At 67.8% G+C, this 14456-nt stretch carries 16 protein-coding genes; 1 reads left to right on the plus strand and 15 read right to left on the minus strand.

Annotated features, from left to right (window positions below):
• Window positions 1–74: 74 nt before the first annotated feature.
• From BM365_RS03665 to BM365_RS03730, 14 genes are all read right to left on the minus strand, one after another.
• A complete protein-coding gene (locus tag BM365_RS03665; RefSeq protein ID WP_093486697.1) occupies window positions 75–701 on the minus strand; it encodes a GIY-YIG nuclease family protein in 627 nt (208 codons plus the stop codon).
• 4 nt (window positions 702–705) lie between these two features.
• Window positions 706–1641 (minus strand): non-homologous end joining protein Ku, encoded by a 936-nt coding sequence (locus tag BM365_RS03670; RefSeq protein ID WP_093486699.1) that lies wholly within the window; start codon window positions 1639–1641, stop codon window positions 706–708.
• Between the two features lie 96 nt (window positions 1642–1737).
• On the minus strand, window positions 1738–2091 hold the full coding sequence (locus BM365_RS03675; protein ID WP_093486701.1) for a PilZ domain-containing protein: 354 nt from the start codon (window positions 2089–2091) through the stop codon (window positions 1738–1740).
• A 21-nt stretch (window positions 2092–2112) separates the two neighbouring features.
• Window positions 2113–3090, minus strand: coding sequence for a DNA polymerase III subunit delta' (locus BM365_RS03680; protein ID WP_093486703.1), 978 nt, complete (start codon window positions 3088–3090; stop codon window positions 2113–2115).
• Window positions 3087–3749 carry a dTMP kinase gene (gene tmk, locus BM365_RS03685; protein ID WP_093486705.1) on the minus strand — a complete coding sequence of 221 codons (663 nt, stop codon included), beginning with the start codon at window positions 3747–3749 and terminating at the stop codon, window positions 3087–3089. Before tmk ends, BM365_RS03680 begins: the two co-directional genes overlap by 4 nt.
• Complete coding sequence (gene mltG / locus BM365_RS03690; RefSeq protein ID WP_093486707.1) at window positions 3746–4768, minus strand: endolytic transglycosylase MltG; 1023 nt, start codon at window positions 4766–4768, stop codon at window positions 3746–3748. Before mltG ends, tmk begins: the two co-directional genes overlap by 4 nt.
• A 110-nt stretch (window positions 4769–4878) precedes the next feature.
• Window positions 4879–6240 (minus strand): aminodeoxychorismate synthase component I, encoded by a 1362-nt coding sequence (locus BM365_RS03695; protein ID WP_093486709.1) that lies wholly within the window; start codon window positions 6238–6240, stop codon window positions 4879–4881.
• 110 nt (window positions 6241–6350) lie between these two features.
• Window positions 6351–7592 (minus strand): beta-ketoacyl-ACP synthase II, encoded by a 1242-nt coding sequence (gene fabF / locus BM365_RS03700; protein WP_093486711.1) that lies wholly within the window; start codon window positions 7590–7592, stop codon window positions 6351–6353.
• Window positions 7593–7702: 110 nt separating this feature from the next.
• Window positions 7703–7942 (minus strand): acyl carrier protein, encoded by a 240-nt coding sequence (acpP, locus tag BM365_RS03705; protein ID WP_014161144.1) that lies wholly within the window; start codon window positions 7940–7942, stop codon window positions 7703–7705.
• A gap of 147 nt (window positions 7943–8089) precedes the next feature.
• Window positions 8090–8833 carry a 3-oxoacyl-ACP reductase FabG gene (gene fabG, locus BM365_RS03710; protein WP_093486713.1) on the minus strand — a complete coding sequence of 248 codons (744 nt, stop codon included), beginning with the start codon at window positions 8831–8833 and terminating at the stop codon, window positions 8090–8092.
• 69 nt (window positions 8834–8902) lie between these two features.
• Entirely contained in the window at window positions 8903–9847 is a 945-nt protein-coding gene (gene fabD / locus BM365_RS03715; protein ID WP_093486715.1) for an ACP S-malonyltransferase, read from the minus strand.
• Window positions 9848–10045: 198 nt separating this feature from the next.
• Window positions 10046–11041, minus strand: coding sequence for a beta-ketoacyl-ACP synthase III (locus BM365_RS03720; RefSeq protein ID WP_093486717.1), 996 nt, complete (start codon window positions 11039–11041; stop codon window positions 10046–10048).
• A gap of 92 nt (window positions 11042–11133) precedes the next feature.
• Window positions 11134–11328 (minus strand): 50S ribosomal protein L32, encoded by a 195-nt coding sequence (gene rpmF / locus BM365_RS03725; protein ID WP_056880637.1) that lies wholly within the window; start codon window positions 11326–11328, stop codon window positions 11134–11136.
• Window positions 11329–11395: 67 nt separating this feature from the next.
• Window positions 11396–11902, minus strand: a complete 507-nt coding sequence (locus BM365_RS03730) for a YceD family protein (RefSeq protein WP_093486719.1) — start codon at window positions 11900–11902, stop codon at window positions 11396–11398.
• Between the two features lie 125 nt (window positions 11903–12027).
• Between BM365_RS03730 and BM365_RS03735 the strand changes: the two genes are divergently transcribed.
• Window positions 12028–12597 carry a Maf family protein gene (locus BM365_RS03735; protein ID WP_093486721.1) on the plus strand — a complete coding sequence of 190 codons (570 nt, stop codon included), beginning with the start codon at window positions 12028–12030 and terminating at the stop codon, window positions 12595–12597.
• Window positions 12598–12603: 6 nt separating this feature from the next.
• On the opposite strand, the gene BM365_RS03740 is transcribed toward BM365_RS03735, so the two are convergent.
• Window positions 12604–14445: an ArnT family glycosyltransferase gene (locus BM365_RS03740; protein WP_093486723.1), complete on the minus strand. Its 1842-nt coding sequence runs from the start codon at window positions 14443–14445 to the stop codon at window positions 12604–12606.
• Window positions 14446–14456: the final 11 nt, after the last annotated feature.

The following is a 14456-nucleotide window of genomic DNA, read 5'->3' on the forward strand; positions in this document are numbered from 1 at the left end:
GCGGGTCCTCGGCCTCGTTATGCCGCCAGTGCCGTCAACAGGGCGTGCAAGTAGCGCCCGATGCGGATCGCGCTTCAGCCGGGCGACAGGCTGTTGCGCGCGTGCCAGGCCTGGAGCGCCGGCGACACGGCACCTTCCAGCGACAGGCCGAGCACGCCATAGGCGTCGAGCGCATCGCGGAGGGTGTCCCACGGCGTGCCGGCGCGCGCGGGCGGCCACCCGTCCACCGGACCGAACCGGGCGACGGCGGCGTGTTCGCCGGCCTCCAGGTGCTCGCGCTGGGCGTGCAGGCGCTGCGCCACCCAAGCGCGCAGCGGGTGCACGCTGAAGCCTTCGTCTTCGAGTGCAACCCGCGCCCTCTGCAGGGCCGCCTCGGCACCGCGGAACCATTCGGTACGCCCCGCTGCACGGCTGGGCACCGTCAACGGCGGCGGTGCGGCATGCGCGCGGAGTTCGCGCTTCAGGCGCGTTTCCCATGCGCGCGCCTCGCGCATGCTGCCCGCTTCGGCCAGCCAACCGCGCTCAAGATCGAAGAACGCGTAGTAACGCGGCGAGAACGCCTGCATGCGCACCAGCGGATCGGTCGCGATGCCGAGCTTGGCGTGGTCTTCGTAGGCACAGGGCAGCACGTACAGGCAGGCTCGCCCGCTGGCGCCCGTACCGACGCCCTTCACCGGCACGATGCGACGACCGCCGCTCATGCGGTCAGCGCGCGGCGGTCTTGCGTGCGCGCTTGGCCGGCGCCTTCTTCGTGGCCTTGGTCGCCTTGCGCGCCGCTTTCTTCGCGGGTGCTTTCTTCGCAGTCGCGCGCTTGGAAGGGGATGTCTTGGCCGGGGTCCGCTTCTTGGTGTCCAGGCTCTTCTGCAGCAGCGCCATGAAATCGACCACGTTGGTGGCGGCATCCTCGTGGTCGGGCGACTCCTCCTCGACGATCTTCGTGGTCGCGCCACGTGCCTTGATGCGTTTCTTGATGATGGCTTCCAGCCGCTTGCGGAACTCGTCGTGGTAGTCGTCGGGCGTCCACTTCGCGGACATCGAGCCGATCAGGCTTTCCGCCATCTCGCGCTCCTTGGCGGTGATGCGATAGTCCGAGGCCTTGCCGGCGGGCAGTTTGTATTCCTCCGGATCCACCAGTTCCTGCGGATAGCGCAGCATCATCAGCACCAGCGCATCGCCTTCCGGCACCACGGCGCACAGGTACTCGCGCGTGCGGATCACCACCCGCGCCACGCCGACCTTGCCGGTGCTGGCCAGGGTGTCGCGCAGCAGCACGTAGCCCTTCTCGGCTTTCTTGCCGGGCACCAGCACGTAGGGCTTCTCGAAGAAGCGGATGCCGATCGCATCGCGGTCGACGAAGGCTTCCACATCGACGGATTCGTGCGTCTGCGGCGCGGCAGAGGCGATGTCCTCCTTCTCGACGACGACGTAGCTGCCCTTGTCGTACTCGAAGGCCTTGATGATGTCCTTCCAGGGCACCTCCTCGCCGGTCTCGGCGTTGACGCGTTCGAAGCGGATCGGCTTCTTGTCGCGCGAATCCAGCATGCGGAAGCTGATGTCGACCTTGCGCTCGCCGGACATCAGCGAGACGGGAATGTTCAGCAGTCCGAACGACAGGGTGCCGGTCCAGATGGGGCGTGCCATGGAGTGCCTGCCACAGGAATGAAGGCCTGCATGCTGGCCAGCCGGGACGAAAGCCTGCGTGAAAGCGGAGGTCCGCGCGAGGCGCGCGGACAGGACTCACATGGTGTGGGTCGGCTTCTCGCCGTTGAGGCTGCCGGCCAGCATCGTCTCGATGCGGTTCTTGATGGCCTCGCCTTCGCTGGTCTCGGCGAACTGCACGCCGATGCCGGCGGCGCGGTTGCCTTGCGCGCCGGCGGGCGTCACCCAGACCACCTTGCCGGCCACCGGCAGGCGATCGCTGGATTCGGGCAGCGTGAGCAGCAGGAAGACTTCATCACCGAGGAAGTAGCGCTTCGGCGTGGGCACGAAGATGCCACCGCCCTTCACGAACGGCATGTAGGCGTTGTACAGCGCGGCCTTGTCCTTCACTGCCAGCGACAGGATGCCCTGCCGTCCACCTGCTGCATTCATTCCCGTCTCCGTGCGTGTCGGTCAGCCGCGCCGCGCGCCGACAGCGCGGGTGCGGTCGTTGCCGGCCCAGGCCAGCAAGAGTTCCACCATGGCCAGATCGCCGCGCACCGTGGTCCGCAACAGGTCGCGGGTGCGGTTGGCGGCGTCGAACCACGTGGCCAGCTTGGTCAATCGGGCCGGATCGGTCAAGCCGGCAGCACCGGCCTGCTCCAGCGCGAGGTCCGCGGCGTGGCGCAGGCGCGCATCCGCGAGTTCGTCGTTGGCCCAGCGTTGCGCGGTTTCCACCACGCCGATCTCGCCCTGCTCCAGTCGTGCGAGGTCGCGTGCGACGGCCTGCCGCAACGCGAGCCCGTCGTTGCGCAGCCAGTCGTCCGCCAGGCCTGGGTGGCCGCGGGCAGCGTCCAGTGCGCGCTCGGCATCGGCCATGGCGTGACCCTGCGCCTTCAGCCACGCGAGGGCCTCGTCGCGCGGCGGCAGGCGGAACTCGATGCGCTGGCAGCGGCTGCGGATCGTCGCCGGCAATCGCGCGGGCTGCGCGCTGACCAGCCACAGGTAGCGACCGGGAGACGGTTCTTCCAGCGTCTTCAGCAGGGCGTTGCAGGCGGCGCGGTTGATGGCATCGGCGGGATCGAGGATCGCCACCTGCGCCTGACCGTACTGCGGCGTCAGCGCGAGCTTCTGCGAAATCTCGCGGACCTGGTCGATGACGATCTCGGTGCGCAGCTTGCTGCCGTCCCTGGTGGGCGCGAACGACACCACCATCAGATCGGGATGAGTGCCGGCGTCGATCAGGTGCGCGCTGCGGTCGTTCGGTGCAGGCTCGCCCTGCGCATCGCGATGCTGCGCCAGCACGCGCCGCGCCAGGCGGTCCACGACCGCACGCTTGCCCAGCCCGGCGGGCCCGCAGACGAGCAGGCCGTGGCCGAGGCGGCCCGCCTCCAGCGCTGCGACCGCATGGTCGTAGGCGCGTTGCTGCCAGGGCGAGAAGACACCGCTCATGCGAGGTCGCTGTCCGTCAGCGTGCGCAGGTAGGCGGTGATGGCGGCATCGACCGAGGCCGCGACGCCCGCCGGCGGCTGGCCGGCATCAATCACGCGGAAGCGCTGCGGGTCTGCAGCCGCACGCACACGGAACCCCGCACGCACGCGTTCGAAGAAGTCGTCCTGCTCGCTCTCGATGCGGTCCGGCCACAGGTCGCGGCCGGCGGTACGTGCGCGGCCCTCGCGCACGTCCAGGTCAAGCAGCAGGGTCAAGCCCGGCGTGACGCCGACGGCGCGCCGCTCGAGGGCAGCGATCCACTCCGGATCGAGGCCGCGGCCTGCGCCCTGGTAGGCGTAGCTGGAATCGGTGAAGCGGTCGCTGACGACGAACGCACCGCGACGCAGCGCAGGACGCACCACCTCTCGCACGTGTTGCGCACGCGAAGCGAACATCAGCAGCAATTCTGTTTCCGGCGCGAGCGCTTCGTCCTGCGGGTTCAGCAGCAGCTCGCGGATGCGTTCGGCCAGCGGCGTGCCGCCGGGCTCGCGCGTCAGCACCACCTCATGGCCTTCGGCTTGCAGGCGGTCGCGGATGGCCGCGATGGCGCTGGTCTTGCCGGCGCCCTCGCCGCCCTCCAGCGTGACCAGGCGCGGCTGCGAGAGAAGCGCTTCGGTCATGGTGCTTCCGCCTTACGCAAGGTCTCGCGGCGCGTCACCAGGTAGCGCGCCACCGCCGCGTTGTGCTCGGCCAGCGTCGCCGAGAAAAGGTGGCGCCCACTGCCGTCGCCCACTGCGACGAAGTACAGCGCCTGGCCATCGGCCGGATTCACCGCTGCGCGCAGCGCGTCGGCACCGGGCATGGCGATCGGCGTGGGCGTCAGGCCCTTGCGGGTGTACGTGTTGTACGGCGTGTCGGTGGTCAGGTCGCGGCGGCGGATGTTGCCGTCGTAGCTGCTGCCGATGCCATAGATGACGGTGGGATCGGTCTGCAACGGCATGCCGATCTTCAACCGGCGCGCGAAGACGCCGGCGATGGCCGGACGCTCTTCGGCGATGCCGGTTTCCTTCTCGATGATCGACGCCAGGATCAGTGCCTCTTCCGCCGACTGCAGCGGGATGTCCTGCGCACGTGCGTCCCATGCCGCGGCCAGCGCCTTCTCCATCGCGGCATAGGCGCGCTTGAGCACGTCGAGGTCGGATTCGCTGCGGGTGTAGACATAGGTCTCGGGCAGGAAGCGGCCTTCCGGATGCTGTCCGGCATGGCCGAGCGCCGCCATCAGTTCGGCATCGCTCATCTGCGCGGTCTTCTGCTGCAGCGGCGTGGCGTTTCGCAGCGCGGCACGCAGCTGGCGGATATTCCAGCCTTCCACCAGGGTGACCCGGTACTGCAGGGTGCGGCCCTCGCGCATGCGCTGCAGGAGCTCACGTGGCGTCAGCGTGGGTTCGAGCGCGTACTCGCCGACCTTGAGCTGGCTGGCGGTGTTGGTCTCGCGCGCGAGCAGGCGCCATTGCAGGTCGGAGCCGAGCGTCACCCCGTGTTCGCGCAACTTGCGCAGCACGGTGGGGAACGCATCGCCACTGGCGACTTCGACCGTGGCCTCAGCCGAGCCGCCGATGGGGCTGTCGGCGAAGCCGCGGTGCCCCTGCCACAGCCACAGACCCGCCGCGACCGCCAGGGCCAGCAGCAGGAAGAACATGACGACGATGAAGCGGCAACCGCGCTTGAGAGCTGACGCCACGCGATCCTCGGCGATGGGAGCAGGCCGTGCAGGATACCCGGTCGCCGTCTCAGGCTGTAGGCGCGCGGTCAGCCTTCCAGCGCCCGCAGCACGCCGCGGGCCTTGGCGCGGGTTTCGTCCAGTTCCTTGTCCGGGACCGAATCGGCCACGATGCCGGCGCCGGTGCGGAACCGGGCCACGCTACCGGTGCCGTCGGCGACGACTTCAGCGCTGCGGATCAGGATGTTCAGGTCCAGGTCGCCATCGCGGTTGAGCCAGCCGAACGCGCCGGTGTAGGCGCCGCGCGGCACCTGCTCCAGCTCGGCGATGATCTGCATGCAGCGCACCTTCGGGCAGCCGGTGATGGTGCCGCCGGGGAACGTGGCGCGGATGACGTCGCCGGGCGTGGCGTCGTCGCGCAGGTGGCCGCGCACGTTGCTGACGATGTGGTGCACGTGCGCGTAGCTTTCCACCGTCATCAGCTCATCCACCTGCACGCTGCCGGGCGTGCAGACGCGGCCCAGGTCGTTGCGCTCGAGGTCGATCAGCATCACGTGCTCGGCACGCTCCTTCGGGTGGCCGACGAGCTCACGGATGCGTGCCGCATCATCGTCGCCTTCGAAACGCGGGCGCGTGCCCGCGATGGGCCGGGTTTCGACCACGTCGCCACGCACCGACACGAGGCGTTCCGGCGAGGAGCTGACGACCGTCCAGTGCGGCGTGGCGAACAGGCCGGCGAACGGCGCGGGATTGGCGGTGCGCAGCCGGGCGTAGAGCGCTGCCGGATCCAACGGCGCATCGAAACGCGCCTGCCAGGCCCGCGAAAGGTTGACCTGGAAGATGTCGCCGGCGCGCAGGTACTCGAGGATGCGCTGCACGCCGTCGGTGAAGGCCGAGGGCGCGTCTTCGTCGATACGGGAGGGCAGCTGCCACGCGGGTAGCGCGGGCAAACCGGTGGCCGCGACGATGTCCTCCAGTGTGCGGGCGATCAACGTGCCCTGCCCCGCTTCGGCCACGACCACGCAGTCGCCGGTACTGCGGTCGCGCAGGACGGCGGCGGGACAGCGCAACGCGAGCGCGACAGGCTGCGTTGCAGGTGCCTGCGGCAGGTGCAGGACGGGTTCGACCTGCTGCGCCAGTTCGTATGCCAGCAGCAACGCCCAGCCGCCACGGAACGGCCAGCGTGGCTCCTCGCGCGGCGTGCGCTGCGCCTGCCAATGGCGGTCGAGCACGCTGAGGAAATCGCCGGCTTCCACCTCGCCCTGCAGGGTGCGGGTGATGCCATCGGCCGCCAGTTGCAACCCACTGCCGTCCGCGACCAGCAGGAAATCCCACCGCCCCTGCGCGGTGCCCGAGGCCACGGATTCCAGCAGGACCGGATAGCGCTGCGGCTCGAGGCGATGCAGGGCCAGCAGGTCGGTGGTGGCGGGAAGTGCGCGGGTTTCGATCATCGGGTTCTTCGTCCGCTCCCGTCGGGAGACAGGCCAGATGCAGGCGTGGAAAACAGGAACGGCGGACCGCAAGGGTACCGCCGCTCCTCATGCAACGCGGACGCCGTGCTTCAGATCCGCTTGAACACCAGCGTGCCGTTGGTGCCGCCGAAACCGAAGCCGTTCGACACGGCCACGTCGATCTTCTTCTCGCGCGCCGTGTGCGGCACGTAGTCGAGATCGCAGCCTTCGCCCGGCTCGTCCAGGTTGATGGTCGGCGGGATGATGCCGTGATGGATGGCCAGCACGGAGAAGATGGCTTCCGCACCGCCCGCCGCACCCAGCAGGTGGCCGGTCATCGACTTGGTGGAGCTGACCATGATCTTGTACGCGTGGTCGCCCAGCGCGCGCTTCATCGCCAGTGTTTCGGCCAGGTCGCCCAGCGGCGTGGAGGTGCCGTGCGCGTTGAGGTATTCCACCTGGTCCGCATTCAGTCCTGCGTCCTTCAGCGCCGACAGCATGCAGCGCGACGGGCCTTCGCCGTTCTCGCTGGGCGCGGTCATGTGGTACGCGTCCTGCGAGGCACCGAAGCCGGCCAGCTCGCAATAGATGCGCGCGCCACGCGCCTTGGCGTGTTCGTACTCTTCCAGCACGAGGATGCCGGCACCGTCGCCCAGCACGAACCCATCGCGGTCCTTGTCCCACGGACGCGACGCACGCGTCGGATCGTCGTTACGGGTGGACATGGCCTTCATTGCGCAGAAGCCGCCCACCGAGGTCGGCGACGAGCCGCGTTCGGCGCCGCCAGCGATCATCACGTCGGCGTCGCCGTACTGGATGGTGCGCATGGCGATGCCGATGGAGTGGTTCGAGGTGGCGCAGGCGGAGACCGCCGAGTAACCGGGACCCTTCAGCCCCTTCATGATGCTCAGGTGGCCCGGCAGCATGTTGATGATGGTGCTGGGGATGTAGAACGGGGAAATCTTGCGCGGGCCGCCTTCGTGCAGCTTCACTGCGGTTTCCTCGATGCCGAGGATGCCGCCGATGCCGGCGCCGATGATCGCGCCGATGCGCTCGGCGTTGGCTTCGGTCACTTCCAGCCCGGAGTCGTCCATCGCCATCAACGACGCGGCCAGTCCGTAGTGGATGAACGAGTCCATCTTCTTCACGTCCTTCGGAGAGACGAAGGCCGTGGGATCGAAACCGCGGATCTCGCCCGCGATCTTCGTGGTGTAACCCTCGGTATCGAAGCTGGTGATCGGGCCCAGGCCCGAACGCCCGTTGACGATGCCGTCCCAGCTGGTGGCCATGTCATTGCCCAGGGGGGACACCAGGCCCATGCCGGTGATGACGACGCGACGACGCTGGCTCATATCGGATTCCTCGTAAATCTTGGCGGCCGCGCCCTACGCAGGCGCATGGGGGCCGGATACGCGCGGGGCCGCATGCGCGGCCCCGACACGGTTTACTGCAGACGCGGGACTTACGCCTTGACGTGCGCCTTGACGTAGTCGATGGCCTGCTGCACCGAAGTGATCTTCTCGGCTTCCTCGTCCGGAATCTCGCACTCGAACTCTTCTTCCAGCGCCATCACCAGCTCAACGGTGTCCAGCGAGTCGGCGCCCAGGTCATCGACGAACGATGCGCTGGTGGTGACTTCTTCTTCCTTAACGCCGAGTTGTTCGACGACGATTTTCTTGACGCGTTCTTCGATGCTGCTCATGGATTCGCTCCAGACGGAGATTGGGTGACTTGTTGGACTCTGCCGTCGCTGTGCGAGGGCAAACCGGGGGATAGTGTAGTGGAAACCGGCGGCGTGGGGCAGTCGCCTGCAACCACCGTCGAATCAACCACTTACAGCTATTTTTTACTACGGCATGTACATGCCGCCGTTGACGTGCAGGGTTTCGCCGGTGATGTAGGCGGCGGACGGGCCGGCCAGGAACGCCACGGCGTTGGCGATGTCCGCGGGTTCGCCCAGGCGACCCAGCGCAATCTGCTCGGCCAGTGACTTCTTGGTCTCTTCCGGCAGGTCCTTGGTCATGTCGGTGGCGATGAAGCCAGGGGCCACCACGTTGACGGTGACGCCACGGCTGCCGATTTCCTTCGCCAGCGATTTGGAGAACGCGATGATGCCGGCCTTGGCCGCGGCATAGTTCGCCTGGCCCGCATTGCCGGTCACGCCGATCACCGAGGCGATGTTGATGATGCGGCCCTTGCGCGCCTTCATCATGCCGCGCATCACCGCCTTCGACGTGCGATAGACGCTGGTGAGGTTGGTGTCGAGGATGGCCTGCCAGTCCTCGTCCTTCATCCGCATCAGCAGGTTGTCGCGGGTGATGCCGGCATTGTTGACGAGGATGGAGATGCCGCCGAATTCCTTGGTGATCGCCTCCACCAGCGCATCCACGGCGCCGGCGTCGGTCACGTTGAGCTCGCGGCCATGTCCGCCCGCGTTCGCCAGGCGCTCGCCGATGGCCTGCGCGCCCGATGCGCTGGTCGCGGTACCGATGACGGTGGCGCCCTGTGCGGCCAGTGCGTCCGCGATAGCGGCGCCGATGCCGCGGCTGGCGCCGGTGACCAGCGCGATTTCACCCTGCAGGGGCTTGCTCATGATGGATGTCCTCGGGACGGGTCCGCGCGATCGCGGCGGACAGGATAAGGGAACGCGTGTCGCTGCGTATCAGGATTGCCAGTCGGCCAACGCACCCTGGAAATCGCCGACGCCACCGATGGCGCGCGCGTCGAGGCTCTTGTCGATGCGCTTGACCAGGCCGGCAAGCACTTTGCCGGGACCGCATTCGGCGATGCGCGTGACGCCCTCGGATGCCAGCGCCTGCACGCAGTCGGTCCAGCGCACGGGAAGATAGAGCTGACGCACCAGTGCGTCGCGGATCGCATCAACCCCGTCGTGCACCTTCGCATCGACGTTCTGCACCACCGGCAGCGACGGTGCATGCCACGACAGGCCCGCCATCACTTCGGCCAGGCGATTCGCGGCTTCGCGCATCAGCGTCGTATGCGAGGGAACGCTGACGGCCAGCTTCACGACCTTGCGGATACCGCGCTCGGTGAGCAGCGCGATCGCGCGCTCAACCGCATCGCTGTCGCCACCGATCACGATCTGGCCGGGCGAGTTGTAGTTCGCGGGCACAACCACCTTGCTGTCCGATGCCAACGCGCAGACTTCGGCGACCAGCGCATCTTCCGCACCCAACACCGCCGCCATCGCGCCTACGCCCGCCGGCGCGGCGTCCTGCATCAGCTGGCCACGAAGACGAACCAGATGGGCGCCATCCTTCAGCGAGAGCGCACCCGAGGCGACCAGCGCCGTGTACTCGCCCAGGCTGTGGCCCGCCAGGTGCGCGGGCTGCGCGCCACCCTGCTGCTGCCACGCACGCCACACCGCGATGCCGGCGGCGAGCAGCGCGGGCTGCGTGTATTCGGTGCGATTGAGCATTTCCTCGGGACCGCCCTGGGACAACGCCCAGAGGTCCACGCCCGCACCTTCCGACGCTTCGGCGAACGTCTCGCGCACGATCGGGTACAGCTCCGAGAGCTCGGCCAGCATGCCGACCGATTGCGAGCCCTGGCCCGGGAAGACGAAAGCGAGTTGCGTGGAGGCCACTCGGACACCCTGCGTGAAAAATCAGGCGGCGATGATACGGGCGAACCCGCCGGATTGTCTGTACCGGGGCGTATGCGCCTGCGACGGCACTTCGCAAGAAGATCACGTGAATACGCCACGAGAACAGGCCGCCAGAAACGCGAAAGACGACGCTGCGAAGCGTCGTCTTTCGTCATGCGGCGTGTCCCAGTGCGCAGCTTAGTAGCGCAGCAGCACCGAGCCCCAGGTGAAACCGCCACCGAAAGCTTCCAGCAGCAGCAACTGGCCACGCTCGACGCGACCGGAGCGGACCGCCGTATCCAGCGCCAGCGGCACCGAACCCGACGAGGTGTTGCCGTGCTTGTCGACCGTGACGATCACCTGGTCCATCGACATGTCCAGGCGCTTGGCCGTGGCTTCGATGATGCGCAGATTCGCCTGGTGCGGGATCAACCAGTCGAGGTCGTGCTTGTCGAGCCCATTGGCGTTGAGTGTTTCGTCGACCACGCTATCTAGCGCCTTCACGGCGTACTTGAAGACGTCGTTGCCCTTCATCTCGATACGGATGCCGTTGTTCGGCTCGTCCGCCTTGAAGCCGGTGGACACGCCGACCGGATTCCACAGCAGCTCCTTCTTGCTGCCATCGGCATGCAGATGGGTGCTGAGGATGCCGGTTTCGTTGTCGGCCTTGAGCACGGCGGCGCCAGCGCCATCGCCGAACAGCACGCACGTGGTGCGCTCGGTCCAGTCGACGATGCGGCTAAGTGTTTCGGTGCCGATGACGAGCGCGGTCTTCGCGTCGCCGCAGCGGATGAACTTCTCCGCCACGCTGAGCGCGTAGATGAAGCCCGAGCAGGCGGCATTGACGTCCATCGCCGCGCAGCCGGTCGCGCCGAGGCGCGCCTGGATCAAGCAGGCGGTAGAGGGAAAGATCAGGTCGGGCGTCGTGGTGCCGACGACGATCAGGTCGACCTCGGAGGCATCCACGCCGGCGGCTTCGAGCGCACGCAGCGCGGCCTGATAACCCAGGTCACCGGCGGTTTCGCCTTCGGCGGCGATGTGGCGTTCGCGGATGCCGGTGCGGGACTGGATCCACTCATCGCTGGTGTCGACCAACTTCGACAGGTCTTCGTTGGTCAGCACTTTCTCGGGCAAATAGCTGCCCGTTCCGGCGATGCGCGCGTAAATGCGCCCCTTGTTGCCCGGCTCGCTCATGCACGCTCCCATTGCCGGCCCGACAGCGGGCCCAGGTTGTCATCGATCATGCGGAAGGCGCGCCCGGCCGATCGGCGGGCGCGCTGCATGGATCAATCTTCCTCGACCGCCGAGGTCTTGGTGGCGATGACCTTCTTGCCGCGGTAGTAGCCGTCGGCGGTCACGTGGTGGCGCAGGTGCGTCTCGCCCGTGGTCGGGTCGGTGGACAGCTGCTTGGCGGTCAGCGCGTCGTGCGAACGACGCTGGCCACGACGGGACGGGGTGACGCGGGATTTCTGCACAGCCATGGGATTGCTCCAGCTCTCGTATCTGTTGGTGAACCTTGCGGTTCGTGTTGCCAGACCGCCGTAGCGGCTAGTTCTTCTTCAGCGAGGCCAGCGCCGCGAACGGACTGACCTTCGCCACCTCTTCTTCGTCCGCCGCCCATTCGCGTTCCACCGCGTCGGACGCCGGGTCCACCGCCACCACCGGCACGGCGAGGACCAGTTCGTCCTCCACCAGTTCGGCGGGGCGCAGCATGCCGTCTTCGGGCACCAGCAGCGCTTCGTAGTCGGGTGGCAGCGCAGCTTCTTCCTCTTCGCTGCGTACCAGACCCAACCGTTGCTTCAGTGTCACCGGCAGCACGAAACGCTGCAGGCTACGCTGGCACACCAACGGCAGGCCGGCCTCGATCTGCAGTTCCAGGTACGGGACCCGCAATGCATCGTGGTCGAACTCCACCGTGTAGCGCACTTCGCCTTCGGTATCGGCCAGAAGGCCTTGCAGGCGCGTCATGGCGGACAACGGCAGGCGGCCTTCGAAGCTGCGCCGGTTCGCGACCATGCGCCACGCATCCAACAGCTCGGGCGTATTCGCGGACATAAGCCGCTGAATGTTAAGGATCAAACCCTGAACTGTCAAACCACCCCGCTGGACGAGGATGCTTGCCGCCGGCGTAGCTGGCCGTCAGACTCCCCCGCCCCGCTCCCCCTGCCGGTCCTCGCCCCATGCCCTTGCTGCTCGCCTCCACGTCCCGTTACCGCCGCGAGCTGCTGGAGCGCCTGCGCCTGCCGTTCCACATCGCCCGTCCCGAGGTGGACGAGACGCCGCAGGACGGGGAGACCGTGCCAGCCATGGCGGCCCGCCTGGCCCACGCCAAGGCCGCCGCGATTGCCGCCCAGCACCCTGGCGCATGGGTCCTGGGATCCGACCAGGCGGCGGAACTCGACGGCGCCCCCCTGGGCAAGCCGGGCCACCGCGAGGCCGCCATCGCCCAATTATCGGCCATGGCCGGGCGCCAGGTCCGCTTCCATACCGCGGTAGCGCTGGTCCGCGACGACGAGGCACTGACGGTCCAGGACATCACGACGGTCCGCTTCCGCTCCCTCGCTCTGGCCGAGATCGAGCGCTATGTGGACGCCGAGCAGCCCTTCGACTGCGCGGGCAGCTTCAAGTCCGAGGGCCTGGGCATCGCCCTGTTCGATGCCATCGAATCGAGCGACCCCACCGCCCTCGTGGGCCTGCCGCTGATCGCGGTGTCGCGGATGCTGCGCGAGGCCGGCTTCGAGCTGCCCTGACCGGCCTCAGCGCAGCACGACCGACTGCTCCGCCCACGTCTCGACACTGCCGTCGCCCCCGGTGATGCGCAGACCCAGCCAGTGCCGACCGGGCGGCAGGTGACGGGCATCGACCTCGGCCTTGAACTGTACGCGTGGCATGCGCGGGTCCCGCGACGCGTTCTTGAGAAAGCCACGCAACCACTCGTTCGCCCCGGCATCTTCCGCAACGGCCACCACCCGGCCGTCCAAGGTGATTTCCACCTTCGCAACGCCCACGACATCCTTCACCGCCCAGCCACCCACGCCAAAGCGTCGGTCCACCGTGCTCCCCGCCGAAGGCACATCGATGTTGGCCACCACCGGCGTGATGCATGCGCCGTCGCCGCGTGCAGCGGGCAAAGCGATCAACAGGAATCGGCGTGCACCCCGGTCGATGTTCACCACCTGACCGGCCGGCAGTGCGCCGACGACGCCGCACAGCTGCTGGTAGTGCGCGAGCAACGCACTGAACTTCACGTCGGTCGCGCCGACGACCAACAGCGCTGGCGCGCTCCGCTGACCTGAATCGTGCAGACCCCATACTGCGAGTTGGGGCGCGCGGCCATGTTTCCGGTTCAAGGGATGATCGAGCACGCGGATGTCGGCGTTCCCCAGTGCGAATCCCAGTTCCGCGCCGGTCTTGAAATTGTCGGCCAGCAGCACGGCATCCACGGGCATTCGCGCCTGCGCCGTGCGCACCTCGGCCGCCAGCGTGTCCCAACCGGTGAAGTTCTCCGGGTAATACTTGCTGCCGGCAAGGTGCGTGCGCACGCCTGGCAGCGAAACAGCGACGTAGTAGCCCAGCATCAGCACGGTACCTATGGCGGTCAGTGCCCAGGTCGCCCGGCGAAACGATGTCGACCACTCGCAAAGCAGCAATGGCACGATGGCCAACAGTGCGAGATAGCCGGGCAACGTCCAATGAAAGCTCACGCGTTCGTTGTCGGCGAAGAACCCGAGCACGAAGAAGCCGAAGGTGGAAATGGCGCCCAGGAGCGCGAAGTACCGCCACGCAGGCTCCGCCCGACCGCTTGCCCGCAGCGCGCGCATGCAGACCACCAGCATCGCCCAGAACAGCAACGGTGTTGCCATCAAGGATTGGACCAACAGGAAGCGCGCACCATCGGCATGGAAGCTCCACGGATGGCGGTCCAGCAACTGGAAACGAAGGCCGGCATCCGCGTGTTCGATATTCCAGACAGCCAATGGCACCCACGCGAGCGCTCCGACGGCGAGTGCCGCCCATACACGCGCATCGCGCAGCACCTTCCGCCCTTCCGGCAACCACAGCATCGCGATCAGGCCCACGCCGATCACGCCCACGAACCGGTAGTGGCTCAGCGCACCCACCGCCAGGCCCAGCGCAAGTTCGGTCGCGGCCCCCGCATCGACACCCCTCAGCAGGCGCGCACCGGCGTCGGCGCACAGCACGGCGGCGACCGCCATCGGCACGTCGGGCAGGGCGAGCACGCCCAGGGTGCCCGACAACGGCATCAGCGTCGCCAGCGTCGCGGCTCGCCAGCCCGTTGTCGCACCGAACTCGCGCGCCGCGCAGCGTGCGACCAGCCACGGCAACGCGGCCGCCATGAGCAAGAAGGGCGCGCGCACCGCCAGCACATGATGGCCACCCATTTCGACGCCCAGGCGCGTCAACCATGCCGTCAGCCCCGGCAAGTCAGAGTAGGCCGCCGCCAGGTGCTGTCCTTCCTGCCAGTAGAAGGCCTCGTCCACGAACAAAGGGAGGCGCGCCGCGATCGCGATCTTGACCGCCGTCACGATTGTCCATGCCGCGATGAACCATCGCTGCGCGCGTTGTTCTTCACTCATCTCGCTACACT

Origin of the sequence: Pseudoxanthomonas sp. YR558, from assembly GCF_900116385.1 — a bacterium.
Classification (GTDB): domain Bacteria; phylum Pseudomonadota; class Gammaproteobacteria; order Xanthomonadales; family Xanthomonadaceae; genus Pseudoxanthomonas_A.

Bases quoted from the DNA above. Each gene is read 5' to 3' on its own strand.
- BM365_RS03735 (WP_093486721.1), top strand. From the start codon at position 12,028: ATGCCCTTGCTGCTCGCCTCCACGTCCCGTTACCGCCGCGAGCTGCTG.
- fabF (WP_093486711.1), bottom strand. From the start codon at position 7,592: ATGAGCCAGCGTCGTCGCGTCGTCATCACCGGCATGGGCCTGGTGTCC.
- fabG (WP_093486713.1), bottom strand. From the start codon at position 8,833: ATGAGCAAGCCCCTGCAGGGTGAAATCGCGCTGGTCACCGGCGCCAGC.
- BM365_RS03670 (WP_093486699.1), bottom strand. From the start codon at position 1,641: ATGGCACGCCCCATCTGGACCGGCACCCTGTCGTTCGGACTGCTGAAC.
- BM365_RS03695 (WP_093486709.1), bottom strand. From the start codon at position 6,240: ATGATCGAAACCCGCGCACTTCCCGCCACCACCGACCTGCTGGCCCTG.
- rpmF (WP_056880637.1), bottom strand. From the start codon at position 11,328: ATGGCTGTGCAGAAATCCCGCGTCACCCCGTCCCGTCGTGGCCAGCGT.
- acpP (WP_014161144.1), bottom strand. From the start codon at position 7,942: ATGAGCAGCATCGAAGAACGCGTCAAGAAAATCGTCGTCGAACAACTC.
- tmk (WP_093486705.1), bottom strand. From the start codon at position 3,749: ATGACCGAAGCGCTTCTCTCGCAGCCGCGCCTGGTCACGCTGGAGGGC.
- BM365_RS03675 (WP_093486701.1), bottom strand. From the start codon at position 2,091: ATGAATGCAGCAGGTGGACGGCAGGGCATCCTGTCGCTGGCAGTGAAG.
- BM365_RS03730 (WP_093486719.1), bottom strand. From the start codon at position 11,902: ATGTCCGCGAATACGCCCGAGCTGTTGGATGCGTGGCGCATGGTCGCG.
- BM365_RS03680 (WP_093486703.1), bottom strand. From the start codon at position 3,090: ATGAGCGGTGTCTTCTCGCCCTGGCAGCAACGCGCCTACGACCATGCG.
- BM365_RS03720 (WP_093486717.1), bottom strand. From the start codon at position 11,041: ATGAGCGAGCCGGGCAACAAGGGGCGCATTTACGCGCGCATCGCCGGA.
- BM365_RS03665 (WP_093486697.1), bottom strand. From the start codon at position 701: ATGAGCGGCGGTCGTCGCATCGTGCCGGTGAAGGGCGTCGGTACGGGC.
- BM365_RS03740 (WP_093486723.1), bottom strand. From the start codon at position 14,445: ATGAGTGAAGAACAACGCGCGCAGCGATGGTTCATCGCGGCATGGACA.
- mltG (WP_093486707.1), bottom strand. From the start codon at position 4,768: ATGTTCTTCCTGCTGCTGGCCCTGGCGGTCGCGGCGGGTCTGTGGCTG.